General features: G+C 68.5%; 14 protein-coding genes. 9 read left to right on the forward strand and 5 right to left on the reverse strand.

Annotated features, from left to right (window positions below; translation table 11 throughout):
* Positions 1-275 precede the first annotated feature (275 nt).
* Positions 276-569 (reverse strand): hypothetical protein, encoded by a 294-nt coding sequence (locus ASF25_RS14245; RefSeq protein WP_056265454.1) that lies wholly within the window; start codon positions 567-569, stop codon positions 276-278.
* A 582-nt stretch (positions 570-1,151) separates the two neighbouring features.
* On the opposite strand from ASF25_RS14245, the gene ASF25_RS14250 reads away from it, so the two are divergent.
* The 8 genes from ASF25_RS14250 to ASF25_RS14285 all read left to right on the forward strand — a co-directional run bounded on the left by ASF25_RS14250 (position 1,152) and on the right by ASF25_RS14285 (position 9,775).
* Positions 1,152-2,231, forward strand: coding sequence for a glycosyltransferase family 4 protein (locus ASF25_RS14250; RefSeq protein WP_056305389.1), 1,080 nt, complete (start codon positions 1,152-1,154; stop codon positions 2,229-2,231).
* Positions 2,232-2,238: 7 nt separating this feature from the next.
* Positions 2,239-3,375 (forward strand): glycosyltransferase, encoded by a 1,137-nt coding sequence (locus ASF25_RS14255; protein ID WP_056305353.1) that lies wholly within the window; start codon positions 2,239-2,241, stop codon positions 3,373-3,375.
* Complete coding sequence (locus ASF25_RS14260; RefSeq protein ID WP_056305355.1) at positions 3,372-4,478, forward strand: glycosyltransferase; 1,107 nt, start codon at positions 3,372-3,374, stop codon at positions 4,476-4,478. The genes ASF25_RS14255 and ASF25_RS14260 overlap by 4 nt, the downstream gene beginning before the upstream one ends.
* Positions 4,475-5,605: a glycosyltransferase 61 family protein gene (locus ASF25_RS14265; RefSeq protein ID WP_156368984.1), complete on the forward strand. Its 1,131-nt coding sequence runs from the start codon at positions 4,475-4,477 to the stop codon at positions 5,603-5,605. Before ASF25_RS14260 ends, ASF25_RS14265 begins: the two co-directional genes overlap by 4 nt.
* 158 nt (positions 5,606-5,763) lie before the next feature.
* On the forward strand, positions 5,764-6,771 hold the full coding sequence (locus ASF25_RS14270) for an endonuclease/exonuclease/phosphatase family protein (protein ID WP_244473022.1): 1,008 nt from the start codon (positions 5,764-5,766) through the stop codon (positions 6,769-6,771).
* Between the two features lie 73 nt (positions 6,772-6,844).
* Complete coding sequence (locus ASF25_RS14275; RefSeq protein WP_056305361.1) at positions 6,845-7,618, forward strand: PIG-L deacetylase family protein; 774 nt, start codon at positions 6,845-6,847, stop codon at positions 7,616-7,618.
* Positions 7,612-8,466: a galactosyltransferase-related protein gene (locus ASF25_RS14280; RefSeq protein ID WP_056305391.1), complete on the forward strand. Its 855-nt coding sequence runs from the start codon at positions 7,612-7,614 to the stop codon at positions 8,464-8,466. Before ASF25_RS14275 ends, ASF25_RS14280 begins: the two co-directional genes overlap by 7 nt.
* 169 nt (positions 8,467-8,635) lie before the next feature.
* Positions 8,636-9,775: a glycosyltransferase gene (locus ASF25_RS14285; protein ID WP_244473023.1), complete on the forward strand. Its 1,140-nt coding sequence runs from the start codon at positions 8,636-8,638 to the stop codon at positions 9,773-9,775.
* On the opposite strand, the gene ASF25_RS14290 is transcribed toward ASF25_RS14285, so the two are convergent.
* Positions 9,772-11,319 (reverse strand): GMC family oxidoreductase, encoded by a 1,548-nt coding sequence (locus tag ASF25_RS14290; protein ID WP_056305366.1) that lies wholly within the window; start codon positions 11,317-11,319, stop codon positions 9,772-9,774. The two genes, ASF25_RS14285 and ASF25_RS14290, sit on opposite strands and share 4 nt — an antisense overlap.
* Positions 11,316-12,737 carry an alpha/beta hydrolase gene (locus tag ASF25_RS14295; RefSeq protein ID WP_056305368.1) on the reverse strand — a complete coding sequence of 474 codons (1,422 nt, stop codon included), beginning with the start codon at positions 12,735-12,737 and terminating at the stop codon, positions 11,316-11,318. Before ASF25_RS14295 ends, ASF25_RS14290 begins: the two co-directional genes overlap by 4 nt.
* A gap of 193 nt (positions 12,738-12,930) precedes the next feature.
* Between ASF25_RS14295 and ASF25_RS14300 the strand changes: the two genes are divergently transcribed.
* Positions 12,931-15,021 (forward strand): prolyl oligopeptidase family serine peptidase, encoded by a 2,091-nt coding sequence (locus ASF25_RS14300; RefSeq protein WP_056305371.1) that lies wholly within the window; start codon positions 12,931-12,933, stop codon positions 15,019-15,021.
* A gap of 45 nt (positions 15,022-15,066) precedes the next feature.
* Here ASF25_RS14300 and ASF25_RS14305 read toward each other — a convergent pair whose 3' ends face one another.
* Positions 15,067-15,864 carry a lytic transglycosylase domain-containing protein gene (locus ASF25_RS14305; RefSeq protein WP_082479005.1) on the reverse strand — a complete coding sequence of 266 codons (798 nt, stop codon included), beginning with the start codon at positions 15,862-15,864 and terminating at the stop codon, positions 15,067-15,069.
* A 260-nt stretch (positions 15,865-16,124) separates the two neighbouring features.
* The gene (locus ASF25_RS14310; RefSeq protein WP_274533781.1) at positions 16,125-17,030 is read right to left on the reverse strand and encodes an SDR family oxidoreductase; all 906 of its coding nucleotides are present in this window, start codon (positions 17,028-17,030) and stop codon (positions 16,125-16,127) included.

Below are 17,030 nucleotides of genomic sequence, written 5' to 3' on the forward strand. Positions count from 1 at the left end.
ATGAACAGGCTTCTACGGCCCCACAGCCCAACCGTCAACGGCCAAATGACCGAACGATGCGATTTTCGCGACAGATCAACGACACCCCAGCCAAAGGCCCTCTGACGCCTCTCAATGGGCATTTAGAACGGTCAGGGTGCGGCGCCGCCCGCGCAATTCATCCAACAAACTCGCGGTCACGGAAACGCAAAACGGGGGCGCCACGGCTTGAACCGTAGCGCCCCCCACCTGCCGTTCGAATCCTCATCCAGGCTGGACGAACTTCGATTGCTCGATCAGCAATCGTTGCCTTGCTGAGCCGCAGTGGGCTTGCCCTCGGCCTGCTTGGCGACATCGCTCGGTGACGTGGCCGTGTTCGAACCGGCGTTGTTCATCGCCCCAACCGTTCCGGGGGACTCGGCCTTTGCGCCCGGGCTGACGTTGCCGGTGCTGGCGCCATCGACCTTCGAGCTTTTCTCAGAGGCGGCGGATTTGCCGGCCGTGCCAGTGGCGCACGGCGCCGCGAAGACCGTGGTGGACGACAGCATCAGGAGAGCGGCAGCGCCAGCGAGCTTGGTCGAACGTAGCATGTTTTCCTCCGAAACGTTTCTTGTGAAGCTTAAACGTCGTGCTGTGTGACTGGTTCCTGAGGAAATTCTGAGAACAAGTGGTTTCTCGTATTGCACTGCAGTATCCGCCAGTCATTGGAGGATGGCTCGATCGCAGGGGATACGGAGAAGGGCCGTTTTCGGTGGCGGAACCTGCCGCATATTCCCTTTTACCCAAATTCGAATTTTTGACTGGGACGTTCGCCATTGGCGTCCGCCATCGTACGTCCGTCCGCAGAAGCACCTTGGATCAGTTCCCTTGCGGACGGGAGTCCAGCGTGTCCGCCTACCGGGGCTGATCCGAAGTCAGGGATCGTTCAGACAAACTATGGATAAGGCTCACCTACTCGGATTCCAGCGGACCGGATCGCCAACGTGACTGCAGCGACCTCCAAGCACTCGTTTGACATTTTGATCGGACCCGCGACCGGTCTCGATCCCATTCGCCGGCAACTTGGCGCTACTCAGCCGAAAAGCTCCGTGCTCGGCCGAACCTTAGCAAAACCCGCGCTTCACGCCGGGTTCGCACCTTCTGCGAGCCGGGATTTCGCGAACCCCGTCAAGATCGCGATCATCGCGCATCTCAAGTACCCCATCGCCCAGCCCTTCTCGGGCGGCTTGGAGATGCATACGCATTTCCTCGCAAGTGCCTTGCGGGCGCGCGGCCACCACGTGACGCTCTTTGCCTCCGAGGGCTCGCAGGCGGATCTCGGCCTCGTGGCTGTCTGTGCGCCAACGGGCAGCGCCTTCGACGAAGCGTCCTCCGCTCGAATCGACCTCCTCGAGGCTCACGCCTACGACCGCATCATGGATGCGGTCGCAAAAGGCGGCTTCGATATCGTCCACAACAACAGTCTGCATCCCCTGCCGTTGCTGCGTGCCCGCGAGGTCGCGGCGCCCATGGTCACGGCGCTGCACACGCCGCCCTTCGAGCCCTTCGTGCAGGGCGTGGTCGCGCGCGCGCATGACATGACGTTCGCCGCCGTTTCCAAATCCCTGGCCGAGGAGTGGTGCACTGTGCTTCCGCGCCCGCTCGTGATCGGCAACGGTATCGATCTCGAAGCCTTCGCGTTCAATGCCCAGCCGGCGGGCCTGCCGCACGCCATCTGGACCGGACGCATCGTGCCCGAGAAGGGGCCGCATCTCGCCATCGATGCCGCGCGTGCGGCCGGCCTGCCTCTCGTCTTCGCGGGGCCGCAGAGTGATCCGGTTTACTGGGACAGCATGATCGCTCCGCGCCTCGGAGCGGACGTGACTTATCTCGGACACCTTTCGCATGCCGACCTCGCCCGGCGGGTCGGCGAGGCCCACGTCACCCTGTGCAGCCCCCGCTGGGAGGAGCCGTTCGGCCTCGTGGTGGCGGAATCGATAGCATGCGGCACGCCCGTGGCGGCCTTCGGGCGCGGTGCGATTCCGGATATCCTCGACGCGTCCTGCGGCGTGCTGGCACGTGCCGACGACGTCGCCGACCTCGGCCGGGCGGTCTCCGAGGCTGTCGGGCTCGAACGTCTTGCGTGCCGACGCCGGGCCGAGCACCTCTTCGATGCCAACGTGATGACGGATCGCTACGAGACGCTCTACCGTGCGGAGATGCGTCACGCCGCGCCGACCGTCCTGCACGCCCGCGCGCTCGGCGAGGCTTGAGCCGGTGATGCGCGATCACGGGGCCCTCGCGCGGGCCGTCGTTTGCGTGCCTGCTCGCAACGAGGCCGGCACACTGCCTCGGCTGATCCGGTCCCTCGACGCCCAGGCCGGGGCCGGTCCCGACGCGCCGTTGCGGGTCGTGGTTCTCGCCAACAACTGCACCGACGACACCGTACCGATTCTATCGGCCATCGCACGCGAGGGTAGCTGCGCGAAGCTGCGGTTGCGGGTCGTCGAGGCACGGATCGCGCCCCCCGACGCGCATGTCGGCACCGCCCGGCGCATGGCGTTGGAAGCCGGTGTCGTCTGGCTGCGCGAGGAAGGTGTCGAAGACGGCGTTCTCCTAAGCACCGATGCGGATGCGGTGGCCCCGACCGACTGGGCGCTCGCCAACCTGCGGGCCCTGGACGGCGCCGACCTCGTCGGTGGTCGCCTGGTGATCGATCCGGAAATCGAACGACCCGATGCGGCCCTGAGCGATCTCCATGCCCGGATCGAGCGCTACTGGAGCGGGGTGCGGGCCCTGGAGGACATCCTCGATCCGCCGTCGCACGACCCCGCGCCGCGCCACGGCGACCATGTCGCGGCGAGCCTCGCCCTGCGCGTCGATCTGTACGAATCCGTCGGCGGGCTACCGGCCATCGCCTGCGGTGAAGACAACGCGCTCGTCAGCCGCGTCCGCCGCGTCGGGGGGAGGGTCCGCCACTGCCCAGCCGTGTCGATCGGGGTGTCCGATCGTGCCACCGGGCGCGTCGAGGGCGGCATGGCGACGGAAATGCTCCGTCGTGCCCGGATCGCCGAAGGCCAGGGGAGCTACCGGTTGCCGCCCGCCGCCCATTGGCGCGCGCTCATCGAGCGCCGCCGCGACTGGCGCCTCGCCTGGGAGACCGGCCCCGACTGGCCCGCTGCCCTGCGCCGGCTCGGCATCGCGGAAGGCACCATCGACGCGATGGCCGCCGAGATCGCGGCCGAACCGTGCTCCAACGCCATCGCGTTCGTCGAGCGACTCGCTGCGCGGATCGGCGAGCCCGGGCCGGAGCCTGAGGCGCAGCCGCTCGACGACGTTCTCTCCGACCTCGAAACGCTTCGGCGAGAACTTGGTGCGCAACGGGCCGACGGAGCGGCGATGGCGCCGGCCGCATGAATCGGCGGCCCATCGGCTATTACGTCCACCACCAGGGCGCGGGGCACGCAACGCGGGCGCGCCTCATCGCGCGGACCCTCGCCCGGCCCTGTACCCTGATTGGGACGTTCGACGGGGCCGACCCCGGGGTCGACTCGTTCATCGATCTGCCCGACGATCGCATCGCCGCTGGCTTCGACGGTCGCGACAATGCGGCGACCCGGCCCATGGCCCTGCATTACGCGCCGTTGGGCGTCGATGGACTCCGCGACCGCATGGCCCAGATTGCCGCTTGGGTCGCGTCGGCCGATCCTGTTCTGATGATCGTCGACGTCTCTGCGGAAGTGGCCTTGTTCTCCAGACTTCTCTCGGTGCCGACCCTGGTAGTGCGGCTGCCCGGCGACCGCACGGACCCGCCCCATCTCGAGGCGTTTCGCAGTGCCGAACGCCTGCTCGCGTTCTTTCCTCGCGCGCTCGACGGTGCAGCGAACCCCGAATGGGTCCGATCCAAGACCGCGTATGTCGGCTATTTGAGCGCCGCTCCGAAAGCGGATCCCATCGGGGAAGACGGCTCGATCGTCGTCGTCTACGGGCGCGGTGGAGCGGGTGGATCGTTCGCCGATCTCGCCGCCGCGGCCCGCGCGGTACCGGAGCGCCAGTGGCAGGTGGTCGGCCCGGTCACCGACGAGGGCGGTGAGTGCCCGGAGAACCTCCGTCTGCACGGATGGATCCCGGATATCGGACCGTACCTCGACAGCGCGGCCCTGGTCATCGGGACCGGTGGCGATGGCGTCGTCTCGGGTGTCGTGGCACGGGGCAAGCGCTTCGTCTGCATTCCCGAGCCTCGTGCGTTCGACGAGCAGGCCGCCACCGCGCGGGCGCTTCAGGCGCATGGGGCGGCGATTCATCGGGCGGACTGGCCGCCCCCCGGGGATTGGCCGGCCTTGGTTCGGGCTGGTCTGGCACTCGATCCGGCGCTCATGACGTCACTTGACCAGCCCGACGCCCTGACGCGGACCGCACGCCTGATCGGAGCTTTCGCCGACAGGCTTGATCCGCAGGCCAGCGCACCGAAGGCCGTCGGCCCAGGCGTGGCGCCGTACTCGAACGGACGGCGCGCGTGACAACCCCGCTCCAGCCCCGAACCGTCGCGCGGTGTCCCCTCGACGGGGTCGCGGCGGCGGCGGGAACCGTCGGCGAACTCTGCGCCGGTCCGGCCATTGGTATCCGATACCATGAGTTCGCCGCACCGTACGATCAGGTAGTGCAACCCCTGTGTTGGCTCGGACCTGGCGACCGCGCGACGTATGACCTCCACACCGCCTCGGTCCCCCCCGTCCGGCTGTACCGCATGGGGGGCGGCACGCACATCTTCGGCAAGGGACTCCTTGTCCGCGACGACGCGCTGATCGAACTCGACCGCTATGGGTTCCACGAACTCGGACGCTTCGACTATCCGTTCAACGCCGGGTTCCTCCAACTCGACGGAACGATGGCCCGCATCGCGCCGCCTGCGCGGGTGCGGGTCATCGACGAACCCTGCATCCTTCTCTCACAGGGCGGTGAAGCGGTTTGGGGACATTGGCTCCTGGACCTCTGGCCACGGCTGATCATGGCTCTTTCGGCGCCCATGCGGGTGCGGATCATCCTTGATGCCGATGTCGCGCCATGGGTCGCGGGGATGCTGCGAAACGCGGGGATCGGTCCCGATCGCGTCATCTGGCACGACAAGGGCCGCGAAACCCTCCTCGCAGACGACGTCTACGTGCCTGGCTTCCTGCGCTGGCGCAGCGCGGTCTCGCCCTGGGTCAACTTGGCTTGGAATCTGTTCCCCGCTGCGCCCGGAGCGGGACCTCAGCGCCTCTACGTCAGCCGGACCCGAACCGGTGAGGGGTCGTCGTTGAGCAACGCCGCCGAGATCGAAGCCATGGCCGTGCGGCGCGGCTACACGTTGGTCCACCCCGAATCCCTTCCCCTCGATCGACAGGTAGCCCTGTTCGCCGGAGCGACCCACGTCGTCGGCGAGGCCGGATCGGCTCTGCACAATACAGCGTTCAGCCCTGCCGGAACACGCGTCGGCGTGATGCTGTCGCCCACTGGCTTCATTCGCATTCTGCAAGCGGGTATCGGCCATGTCCGGGCGCAGCCGACGGGCTTCGCGTTCGGAGACCCTGCCGGCGACGCCCGTCGAATCACCATGCCGGGTGCCCTCGCAACCGAGCTGCTCGATGCCATGGATGCGGTTTCCTGAATCGACGCCCCGACGAAGAATTCCCATCGCCCATCGGCACCATCGCCACGCTCGCGGCGTTTGGTCGGACTTGGCCTTGACCGGTCTGGAGTTGCGGAGGCGCGGGCGTGGCGGGATCGGCTTGGATATGGGCTCTCAAGGGAGCCGGCTGGTTCCTCGTGGCTTCCACCTTCATCCCGTTCATCCGCAGCGACGCAGGGTTCATCCGGACCTTCGACTTCCCGCGCCTTCAGGTGGCGGTGGCCAGCGTCCCGATCCTCATCCTGCTCCTTATCTTTGCCCGTGACAGAACCGGGTTGGCCCTGTTCGCCGCCCTCCTCGCCTGCTTCGCCTACCAGGCCTACCGGATCTTCCCGTTCACGCCCCTGCACGCACCACAGGCCGTGGCCGCGACGGCGGCGACCTGCCGCCGCGACGCCGAGGTCTCGCTTCTGGTCGCCAACGTCCTGCAGGACAACACCGATCACCAGAGCCTGCTGCGCCTCGTGGACCGGCATGATCCCGACCTCCTGCTCGTCCTGGAGACCGATGCGCGCTGGCGTGACGCGCTCATGCCCCTCAGAGCGCGCTATCCGAGCGTCATCGAGCAGCCTCAGCCCAACACCTACGGGCTTTTGTTCTACGCCAAGCTCCCGCTCGAAAACCCGCAGGTGCGGTTCCTGCTCCAAGACGACGTGCCGTCGATCCGCACCGTCGTGGTCCTCCCGTCTGGCGAGCGCTTCACCCTGTTCGGCGTGCACCCGCGCCCGCCCCATCCGGGTCACAGCTCCGCTCCGCGGGACGCCGAGCTTGTCATGGTCGCCCGCGAGGTGCGGGATTTGGACGGGGCGGCAGTGGTGGCCGGCGACCTCAACGACGTCGCCTGGTCGCGTACCACCACCCTGTTCCAGAAGATCAGCGGCCTCCTCGATCCGCGGATCGGACGGGGCCTGTACCCGACCTTCAACGCCAAATGGCCCCTGCTGCGCTGGCCCCTCGACCACATCTTCTTCAGCGACGATTTCCTTCTCGGACGCCTGGAGCGGCTGCCGTATATCGGCTCGGACCATTTCCCGATCCTGATCTCCCTGTGCCGCACGGCGGTCGCGCCGAGGGTGCAGGACGCGCCCGAGGCGACCGCCTCGGACATGGAAGCAGGGCGCGAGGCCATCGAGGCCGTGAAGTAGGCCGCGGCGGCTTGATCTCCCCGACCACATCGGTGATGCCGAAGCCCGTCTCCCACCGATCCACGAGGACCACATGAACCTCGAAGCGTTCCTCGCCGCCGCCGGGCGCCTGCCCGTCGCCTCCCTCGGCACCATTCTGGGAGAGGCGGGCTCGCAGAAGGGATTGGTGGTGGTCGCTCCCCATCCCGACGACGAGAGCCTCGGATGCGGCGGACTCATCGCGGAGGCCTGCCGCCTCGGCCGCGCCGTGCGTCTCGTCGTCGTCACCGACGGGTGCGGGTCGCACACCCACTCCGCCATGTATCCGCCCGAGCGTCTCCGGACGCTGCGCGAGGACGAGACCCGCGCGGCCGTGGCCGAACTCGGCCTCGCCCCGGAATATGTGCGCTTCCTGCGCCTGCCCGACGCCCATGCCCCGAGTGCCGGTCCGGAGGCGGAAGCCGCCGCCGACGCCATCCTGGAGGAAGCCCGGCAGTGCGACGCCGGTGCGGTCTTCGTCACCTGGGGCCACGATCCCCATTGCGACCACAAGGCGTCCGCCGCCCTCGTCGCCCTGGCCCAGGGCCGGCGGCCGACCCTACCCGCCTATGCCTATCCGGTGTGGGGGTTCACCCTGCCGCCGGAGACCGAGGTGGGCGACCCCCCCGAGGGCTACCGCCTCGACATCGCCGCGCATCTCCCGGCGAAGGCCAGGGCGGTGGCCGCCCACCGCTCGCAGACCACCGACCTTATCGCCGACGATCCCACGGGGTTTCGCCTCGCGCCCGACATGCTGGCCAATTTCGCGGGACCGCACGAGATCTTTGTGCGAATGGGTCCGGTGGTCTCCGAGGCATCCCCATCGTGAGCGCCAGCGTCGTCACCTTGAACAAGGGCCGGGATGCCCATCTCGCCCGCCTCCTCGAAGGCCTGGCGCGCGGAACGCCGCCTGCCGAATGCGTGGTGGTGGAGATGGGGGCGGAGCCCCCTCCCCTGCCGAATTACGGGTTTCCCGTCCGCCGCATCGTCCTCGGCGCCGACGGGCTCCCCCTGGCGCGGGCCCGCAACGCCGGACGGCGGGTCGCGTCGGGCGATCATCTCGTCTACCTCGACGTCGATTGCATCCCGTCCCCGGATCTCGTCGAGAGCCTCGACGCCGATCTGGCCGAGGCCGATGGTTTGATCTGCTGTGAAGTCCGCTACCTCCCATTCGGGGCTGTCTCGGACGGCTGGACACCGGCCGGCCTGCATGCGGCCGGACAACCGCATCCGGTCCGGGTGTTTCCCGAGGCGGGGCGGGAACCGACGAACAATCCGGGCCTGTTCTGGTCCCTTGCCTTCGGTGTGCGTACGGCCACCTTCGACCGCCTCGGGGGATTCGACGAGGCCTTCGACGGCTACGGTGCGGAGGACACCGACCTCGCTTTCCGCGCCGCTGCCGCCGGGGTGCCGGTGCTGCTGACGGCGCGCGGCGAAGCCTACCACCAGCACCACCTCGCCTGCGACCCGCCCCTTCAGCACTTCGACAGCATCGTCCGCAACGCCCGTCGCTTCCATGCCCGCCACGGCCTTTGGCCCATGGACGGCTGGCTCGACGCCTTCGCCCGCCTCGGCCACGTTTCGGCGACCTGGCGCGACGATGACCTGACTGTCCTGCGCGCACCCTTTCACGCCGAGGTCGCGGCGGTACGGGTGGCGTCGGAGGATCCGTTCTGAAAGGCCTTCGAAGGTCCTGATGAACCGGGCCGACGTCGTTTCGCATCGGCGGCGCAGGACGGGGCGACGAACGTCATCCACCCACAAGCGTCGCCATTGTTCCGCTTCGCCGACCTGCTAGGGACGCTTTCTGCCGCGCCGTCGAACGCCGGCCGCCAGGAGACCCGTCGTGCCGTCTGCCGTTCCCAACACCGTCATCGCGATTCCAGTCCGCAACGAGGCCGAACGGATCGAGGCTTGCCTGCGGGCCATCGACGCTCAAACGGGACTCGCACCCGGCAGCCTCGCACTCGTGCTGTTCCTCAACAACTGCACGGACGGGACGGAGGCCATCGTCGAAGCCCTGCGGCCGAGCCTGTCGCTGCCGATGCGGGTCAGCCACGTCACGTATGCGCAAGCCCATGCCGGATGGGCCCGACGCGAAGCCATGAACGCCGCCGTCGATTGGATCGGGGCGGCATCCGGCGGCGCCATTCTGTCCACGGATGCCGACAGTCGAGTCCCGCCGGATTGGGTCCTGCGCAATCTCGCCGCATTACGGGCCGGAGCCGATGCGGTCGCGGGGCGGATCGAACTCGATGCCGACGAGGCCGCGTTGCTGCCGCCCTCCCTGCATGAACGCGGCCGCCTGGAGGATGCCTACAGCGCCGTCCTGACGGAGATCGAGGCGCGGATCGACCCCGATCCCCACGACCCTTGGCCATGCCACCGTACGACCATCGGGGCCACCCTGGCGGTGACCCGGGACGCCTACGTGGCCGTGGGCGGCATGCCCGCCATCGCGCTCGGCGAGGACGGTGCCTTCGTCGCCGCCCTGCTGCGGCAGGGCTACCACGTGCGGCATGCCCCCGAGGTGGTGGTGACCGTGTCCGGCCGCCTCGTCGGCCGGGCGCCCGGCGGCGTCGCCGACACCATTCGGGCCCGCTGCGAGAAGCCCGAGAGCCTGTGTGACGCCCGCCTCGAGGCGGTGCCGCGCGCGGTGTTCCGCTACCTGTGCCGACGGCACCTGCGGCGGCTGCACGGCGAGGGACGCCTTGAGGGGACGCGGGGTTGGGCGCGCTTCCTCAAGATTTCAGAGACGGATGCCGTCCGCATCGCCGCCCTGCCGCTTCCCGGCCTCGCCGTGGCCGAGGCCGAGCGGGTGAGTCCGCGCCTCGTCTACCGGCCGCTGGGGCCGTTCGAACTGGCGCACCACACTCGACTCGCCCGCCTTGCGCTGGTGCCGATCCGGGCGCTGACCCGGATCGCCAACCGCCGCGTCACCACCCCGCCGCCACGGCCCGTCGCGGTGGGGTTGGAGGCACCCTAGCGGCCCTTGAGGAACGCCTCGGCCGTACGCAGGCTCAGCGCCATGATGGTCAGGGCCGGGTTCGCCGCGAGCGAACTCGGAAAGGTCGACCCGTCGCTGATCCAGAGGTTCGGCACCTCGAAGCTGCGCCCGAACGGATCCACGACGGCCGTGTCGCCGTCCCGGCCCATGCGGCAGGTGCCGAGGGTGTGGGCCACCCGCTCCAGGACCCAGATGTCGCTGGCCCCGGCCGCTTCCCAGATCGCCTTCATGGTCCGGGTGGCGTGGGCGTTGAGACGGTGCTCGTTGGTGCCGTAACCGAAGCTGATCTGCGCCTTCGGCACCCCGAACGCGTCGACCTCACCCGACAAAGTGAGCACATTGGCATCGCACGGCAGGGTCTCGCCGTTGATCCCGATCCCCGCGAAGTGGTTGTAGCGGCCGAGGTAGTCGGTCAGGGCCCGACCCCAGAGACCGCGGCCCCGCGCCACGGAATTGCCGAAGGTCAGCGGCAGGACACCGAGGCTCTGCATGAGGTAGCCGCCCGCGAAATCGGCATCCGCTGGCCGCACCATGTCCTCGCTAATGAGGGAGGACGGATAGCCCCGGTTCATCCGGACCTCGCCGTCGAAGGTGCCCCAGACCTGGGTCGCGACGTGCCCCATGTAGTTGCGCCCGACCTGACCGCTGCCGTTGGCGAGGCCGAGATGCAGTAGGAGTCGGGGGCTCTCCACGGCACCGGCACACAGAAACACCGCGGCGCATCGTTGCCGATGGTCCGTTCCATCCTTGCGGTACGTCACGGCCGTGATGCGTCCCATCCCATCGTGCTCCGTTCCATGGACGCGGCACAGGGAACGGATCTCGGCACCGTGCGCAACGGCCAGGGGCAGGTAGGTCACGTCCATGCTGGTCTTGGCGCCGTTGCGGCAGCCCTGGTGGCAGAAGCCGCAATTGATACAGGCGTTTCGGGTCCCCCCGCCCTCCTGGGCGAAGTCCCTCGACACCACGGCCGCCGGCGCATCCGTGGCGCGAATGCCCAACCCCTCGCAGGCCCGAGCCATGATTCCGGCCGGACCATTGCGTGGAACCGGACCCAGCGGGTAGCGCCGCTCTGAATCCCACGGGTAGGCCTGCGGTCCCGAAACTCCGATGAAGCTCTCAACCCGCTCGTAGTACGGACGCAGATCCTCGTAGTCGAGCGGCCAGTCGACGCCCTCTCCGGTCTCCGTGAAGAGCTTCAGGTCACGCTGGTCCGCCCGGGGTGTAAACGCCCCCCAATGCAAGGTCGAGCCTCCGACCCCGGTACCGCTGTTGTTGGCCCCGAACGCCTCAGGCGTGGAGCCGCCGCTCAGTCGTTCGTCCGTCCAATAGATCTCGTCGGCCAGGGTTTCGTCGAAAGCGAACCGGGACGGATCGAAGTTCGGCCCCGCCTCCAGGGCGACCACCTTCAGGCCCGCCGCGGCCAGTCTGGCGAGGAGGGGGGCTCCGCCGGCGCCGGTCCCGATCACAACGGCATCGACAGCATCGTCGAGGGCGTAGCGGCGCATGGAATCGAGATTCATCGAGCCTCTCCCGCCTGGGCCACGGGTTCCCAGGATTCGCGGGCATCGATCCCGAATTCCACGAAACCGGGAAGACGCGCGGCGTCGTCTCCACCGGCGCCGATGCCGCCGAAACCCAGACGCGCCAGGGACGCGGGATGAGCGAGGTAGGTGCGCACCACGTCGCCACGCAGATCTTCGAACCACAGCTTCATTTGTGCGGCATCGAGCTCACCGCCGACGATCGGCAACTTCGCATCGGCAACGGCTGCCACCAGCGAATCCTGCACCGAACCCGGAAGGGCGAGGAAACCGACGGCATGAGCAGCGTAAGCCGCTGCATCGATGGTCCGTAGGGCGGCCGCGTATGCCTTCGGGTCAGCCGGCAATGCGGCGAAGCGCCAGCCGTCGCCCGAGCCCGACGCCAGACGTGCCTCGATGCGAGCACCGATATCCATGGCGGTCCGCCCGTCTTGCGGCAGCACACGATCGACGATCGCGCGCAGACTTGCGAGTTCGAGGGCATTCAGCACCTCTGGACGGTAGGCCGGATCGTCGGGCTCGGCCCGTGCTACGAGAGCTTTCCGGAGCCGGTTGTTGATGCGCGGCGACGCGATGAGGTCTGCGTAGGAGGCGGGCACAGGCACTGCGCCAGGCGAGGCCTCGACAGGACGGACCATCTCCTCGCGGATCAGATCCGCCACGGCATGCGGCCGTTCTAGGGGAAGCAGGTGCCCGGCCCCCTGAAGTACGACGTGCCGAGCGTCGGCGAGATGGGGAATCATCAGGCAGATCTGTGCGGCCGCTCCGAGATCGCTGTCCTCCGATCCGCTCAGGACCAGAGCAGGCGTTCGTAGAACACCGATGCAGGCACACCAGTCCTCGCGGCTCCCCGCTTCGAGCCAAGCCGTCCAAGCCCCGGGATCGGCACGCAGCACATCCGCCACCGCTTGTGCCCGGTCCGAGGCCTTCAACGGGGCGCCGACGTTCTGGTCGATGAAGTCGCCCGCCTCGGCCTGCCGCGTACGCTCATCCGCAGAAATCCAGGCGATCATCGCCTGCCGCTTCTCGTCGGACATCGGCTCGGGACTCGGCGGTGAGCCTGCCAGAAGTATGAGGCCGCTAAGGCCCGCCAGACGATCGTCTCCGTCCTCCGCCCGGCGCGCCAGGGCGAGAGCCACCTTGGCGCCCATGCTATGGCCGGCGATCCACCAGCGCGCCGGCAAGAACTTGGAGATCCGCCCGGCGATGTGGTCGGCCATGGCCTCCACGGATGTGCCGGAGACGCTAGAGGCGTCGCCGAAGCCTGGGAGGTCGAACGGGATGCACGTCGCGGCCTCGCCGAGGCTCGCGGTCATCTCTCCCCATTCGCGCGAGGAGCCGCCTAAGAAGTGTAGGCAGAAAAGGGTGGTCGGTGGATCGAGGGAGGCGTGCAACATCGCATCGACATCGCCTCTTACAGCGCCGCTTCAAGCGAGCGCACCCGCGACCCCTCGCTGCACCCCAGCGGTTTAATCCCGGCTCCTGGCGAGAAGTCTCCCTTCTGAGAGCGTGCGCGGCTGTCCGACGCGGAACGGAAATTCGAAGACCGGGGTCGTGTCTCGGCGAGCGAGTTGGCTTACCTTCTCGGCCATGACGAAGAACACTGCTCCGTTGCCCGATCCACGCCCGACCCACGAATATCCGGACGACGATCCCTACCTTTGGCTCGAGGAGGTGGATGGCGAGAACGCGTTGGCCTGGGTGGAGACCCGGAATGCCGAGACCCTGGCACTCTACGCCGACGCCTCCTTCGCCCGAGACCGCGACACGGCGCGGGATCTGATGGACCGCCCCGATCGTATCGCGATGGTGCGCCGGCGCGGTGAGCTGCTCTACAATTTCTGGAAGGACGCCGAGCATCCGCGTGGCCTGTGGCGCCGCGCGGACGAGAGCGGCTACCGCGCCGGTACCCCGGAATGGGATGTCGTCCTCGATCTCGACACCCTGGCGGCCAGCGAGGGCGAAGATTGGGTCTGGGCCGGTGCCGACCTTCTTCCCGTATCGCGCGACCGGGTGCTGTTGAAGCTCAGTCGGGGCGGTGGCGACGCGACGGTCCTGCGCGAATTCGACCTCATCGAGCGGTCCTTCGTCGCGGATGGGTTCATTCTCCCCGAAGCCAAGGGCGGTGCGACGTGGCTCGACCGAGACACGCTGCTGTTGTCGAGTGCCCTGGGCGACGGCATGGCGACCCGTGCGGGCTATCCCCGGACCGTCCGCCTGTGGGCGCGCGGCACGGACCCGCTTGCCGCGCGCATTCTTTTCGAGACCGCACCGGAGAACATGGGTGTGTGGGCCGACGTCGAGCGACCGCCGGCGGGCGAGCGCATCGTCATCGCCGAGCGTACCGGCTTCTTCGATGGTTTTCTCCACTTGGCCGACCGCGAAGGCGTCGAGATCCGCCTCGATGTTCCATCGGACGCCGAGATTCACCTGCATCATGATGGGCTCGCCGTGCAGCCCCGCACCGCCTGGAGCGTCGGCGGGCGGACCTATGGACCCGATACGGTCCTAGCCATCGCCCTGTCCGACTTTCTCGCCGGAGCGCACGACTTCACCGTGCTGTGGGAGCCGAGTGAACGGCGCGCCCTGCAGGATGTGTTCTGGTCCGGGGACCGCCTCGTCATCGGCGCACTCGATAACCTGAGCCCCCGCTTCAGCGTCTGCGAGCGAAGCGCCGCGGGTTGGACCGAAAGGCCCATACCCGGCGTGCCCGCCATCGGAACCGTCTCGGTGTGGCCCCTCGACGCCGATCCGGACGATGCGGACGGCGAACTGAGCGCCCTGATGCAGGACCCGGTGACGCCGCCGACCCTTCTGGCGATCCCACCTGCCCTGTCGACCCCGACCGTTCTACGCACGACGCCGGAGACCTTCGATGCCGCCGGCCTGCGGGTGACGCGGCACGAGGCGATCTCGGCCGACGGAACCCGAATCCCCTACGTCCAGACCGGACCGGTGGGCGAGACGGGGCATGCGCCCGTTCACATGACGGCCTACGGCGGCTTCAAGGTTTCGATTCTACCGACCTATCAGGCGGTTATGGGGAAGCTTTGGCTCGAGCCGGGCGGTACCTGCGTGAGCGCGAACATCCGCGGTGGCGGTGAATTCGGGACTGCGTGGCATGAAGCGGGCCGGCGCGAAGGCAAGGCGCTGGCCCATGACGATTTCGCCGCCGTCGCCGCGGATCTCGTCGCGCGCGGCGTCACCCGGCCCCACCGCATCGCCGCCGAGGGGGGATCGAACGGCGGCCTCCTCATCGCCAACATGCTGACGCGCTACCCCGAGCGCTTCGGTGCCCTGTTCTGTACCATCCCGCTCATCGACATGCGCCGCTACACCAAGCTGCTCGCCGGCGCGAGCTGGATCGCGGAGTACGGCGACCCCGACGATCCGGCGGACTGGTCGTTCCTCCAAGGCATCTCGGCCTATCATGCGGCACGGGCCGGAGACCCCTACCCGCCGATCCTCATCGCCACGAGCCGGCGGGACGACCGGGTCCATCCGGGGCACGCCCGCAAGATGGCGGCAAAGCTCCAGGCCCTCGGCTACGGTGCCGCGTTCTACGAGCCCGCCGCCGGCGGCCACGGCTACGGCAACGACAGCACCCAGGCCGCCACCTTCATGGCGCTCGGCATAAACTTCCTGCGCCGATCCATCGGGTGGAACCCGAACTCGGTCTAAGCGGGCGGACTCCGGGCTTCCCAGCGGGAAGCCCGGGATGCGCGATCACTGACCGTCGATGCGGCTGCCGAGCAGAGCGATGGCCTTCTGGTAGACGGTCGCTGCATTCCAGCCTTGGATCGCCGCGAAGTTCGGCTCGCCCGGCTGATAGCCAGCGCCGCGCTGCCAGCCATGCGCCTTGAGGAAATTCGCCGTTGCGTTCAAGGCGTTGGGGATGCTGTCGAGGCTACCGCCCGTACCGTAGTTGAGAACGCTTTTCGGCAGGAACTGAGTGTGGCCGACCTCGCCATGGGCGGCCCCCCGGGTGCCGGCCGTGAGGATGCCGCGATCAACGAGGGTGAGGGCGGCGTTGAGCTGATCGGTGAAGAAGGCCGAGCGGCGGCAATCGTAGGCGAGGGTCGCCACGGCCGACAGGGTGTTGATGTTTCCACGGACCGCACCGAACCCGGTCTCCATGCCCCAGATCGCCAGGAGTGGACCGGCGGGCACGCCGTAGCGCTGCTCGATGGAGGCGAACAGGGCCGCGTTCTGCTGCTTGAGGGCGCGGCCGCGGGAGACGATGGCGGGGCCGCCGCGCTTGGCCAGGAACTGGTCGAGGCTGAGCTTGAAGCTCTTCTGGCCGCGATCGGCCGAGATGGTCGCCGTGGAGTAGGATGTTCCCATCAGCGCCGCGAGACTTTCCGCGCTGGCGCGGCCCCGGGCTTCGTCGGCGAATTCGCGCTTCCAGGATTCGAAGCCGGACGCCGAGTTTCCGCAGGTCGCCGCCTGGGCTTGACCGACAAAACCAAGGAGGGCGACGGCGCAGGCCGCACCGGAAAACGTCATGTACCCGCGTCTCGACATTCGACAACTCCTAAAACGACCTTGGGCTCCGACGAGCCGGTTCGGGCACCGCTCGGCCATTGGACGATGTCAACTCCAAGGCACCGGGACACCTCGACCGTTCGGATCGGGCGTTTTCTCGCGATAGTGACAGGGAAGGCTCCCCGGCACGGACCGGCGCATGCCGTTCCGGCCCCTGCGGCGTGGAACGGCGCAGGGCCGAATGGAACGGTGGCGCGCTCCGTCACACCACGGGCTGCGCCGGTCTGCGCACCGGGCGGTCAGTACATCGGCACGCCACCCGTCACCGGCACGAGGGCACCGCTCATGTAGCTGCCCTCGCGGGAGGCGAGGAGCACGTAGGCGGGGGCGAGTTCGGCCGGCTGGCCGGCGCGGCCGAGCGGCGTGTCGGCACCGAGCGACGCGATCTCGTCCGGCCCCTTCACGATGGGCTGGATCGGCGTCCAGACCGGGCCGGGGGCGACGCAGTTCACCCGGATGCCCTGGGGCGCGAGGAGGTTCGACAGGCCGATGGTCAGGCTGGCGATGGCGCCCTTGGTGGCCGCGTAGATCAGCATCGACTTCGTGGCGACCTTGGCCTGCTGGCTCGTGGAATTCACGATGGCGCCGCCCGGCTTCATGTGCGGCACGGCGGCCTGGGCGAGGTACATCATCGCGAACACGTTGGCCCGGAACGAGCCCTCGATGTCGGCCTCCGTCAGATCGTCCAGACCTTCGTTGACCACCTGGGCGGCGGCGTTGTTCACCAGGATGTCGAGGCGGCCGTACTCCGCGACCGTCCGGGCGACGAGGGCACGGCAATAGGCGGGATCGCGCAGGTCGCCCGGGACGAGGATCGCGCGGCGGCCGGACTTGCGCACCCAGGCGGCGGTGTCCTCGGCGTCGGACTGCTCGACGGGCAGGTAGGCGATGGCGACGTCGGCGCCCTCCCGGGCATACGCGATGGCGACCGCGCGGCCGATGCCGGAATCGCCGCCGGTGATGAGGGCGACCCGGTCGGTGAGGAGGCCCTTGCCGACGTAGCTCGTCTCGCCGTGGTCGGGCGTCGGGTCCATCTTCGTGGTGAGGCCGGGGCGCTCCTGCTGCTGGTCGCCGGGAAATGGCGGCCGAGGGCCGGCTTCGCGCGGGTCGGGATTGGTGCCGGGCTGCATGGTATCGGGCTGCAT

Origin of the sequence: Methylobacterium sp. Leaf100 (assembly GCF_001422845.1) — a bacterium.
Taxonomy (GTDB): Bacteria; Pseudomonadota; Alphaproteobacteria; order Rhizobiales; family Beijerinckiaceae; genus Methylobacterium.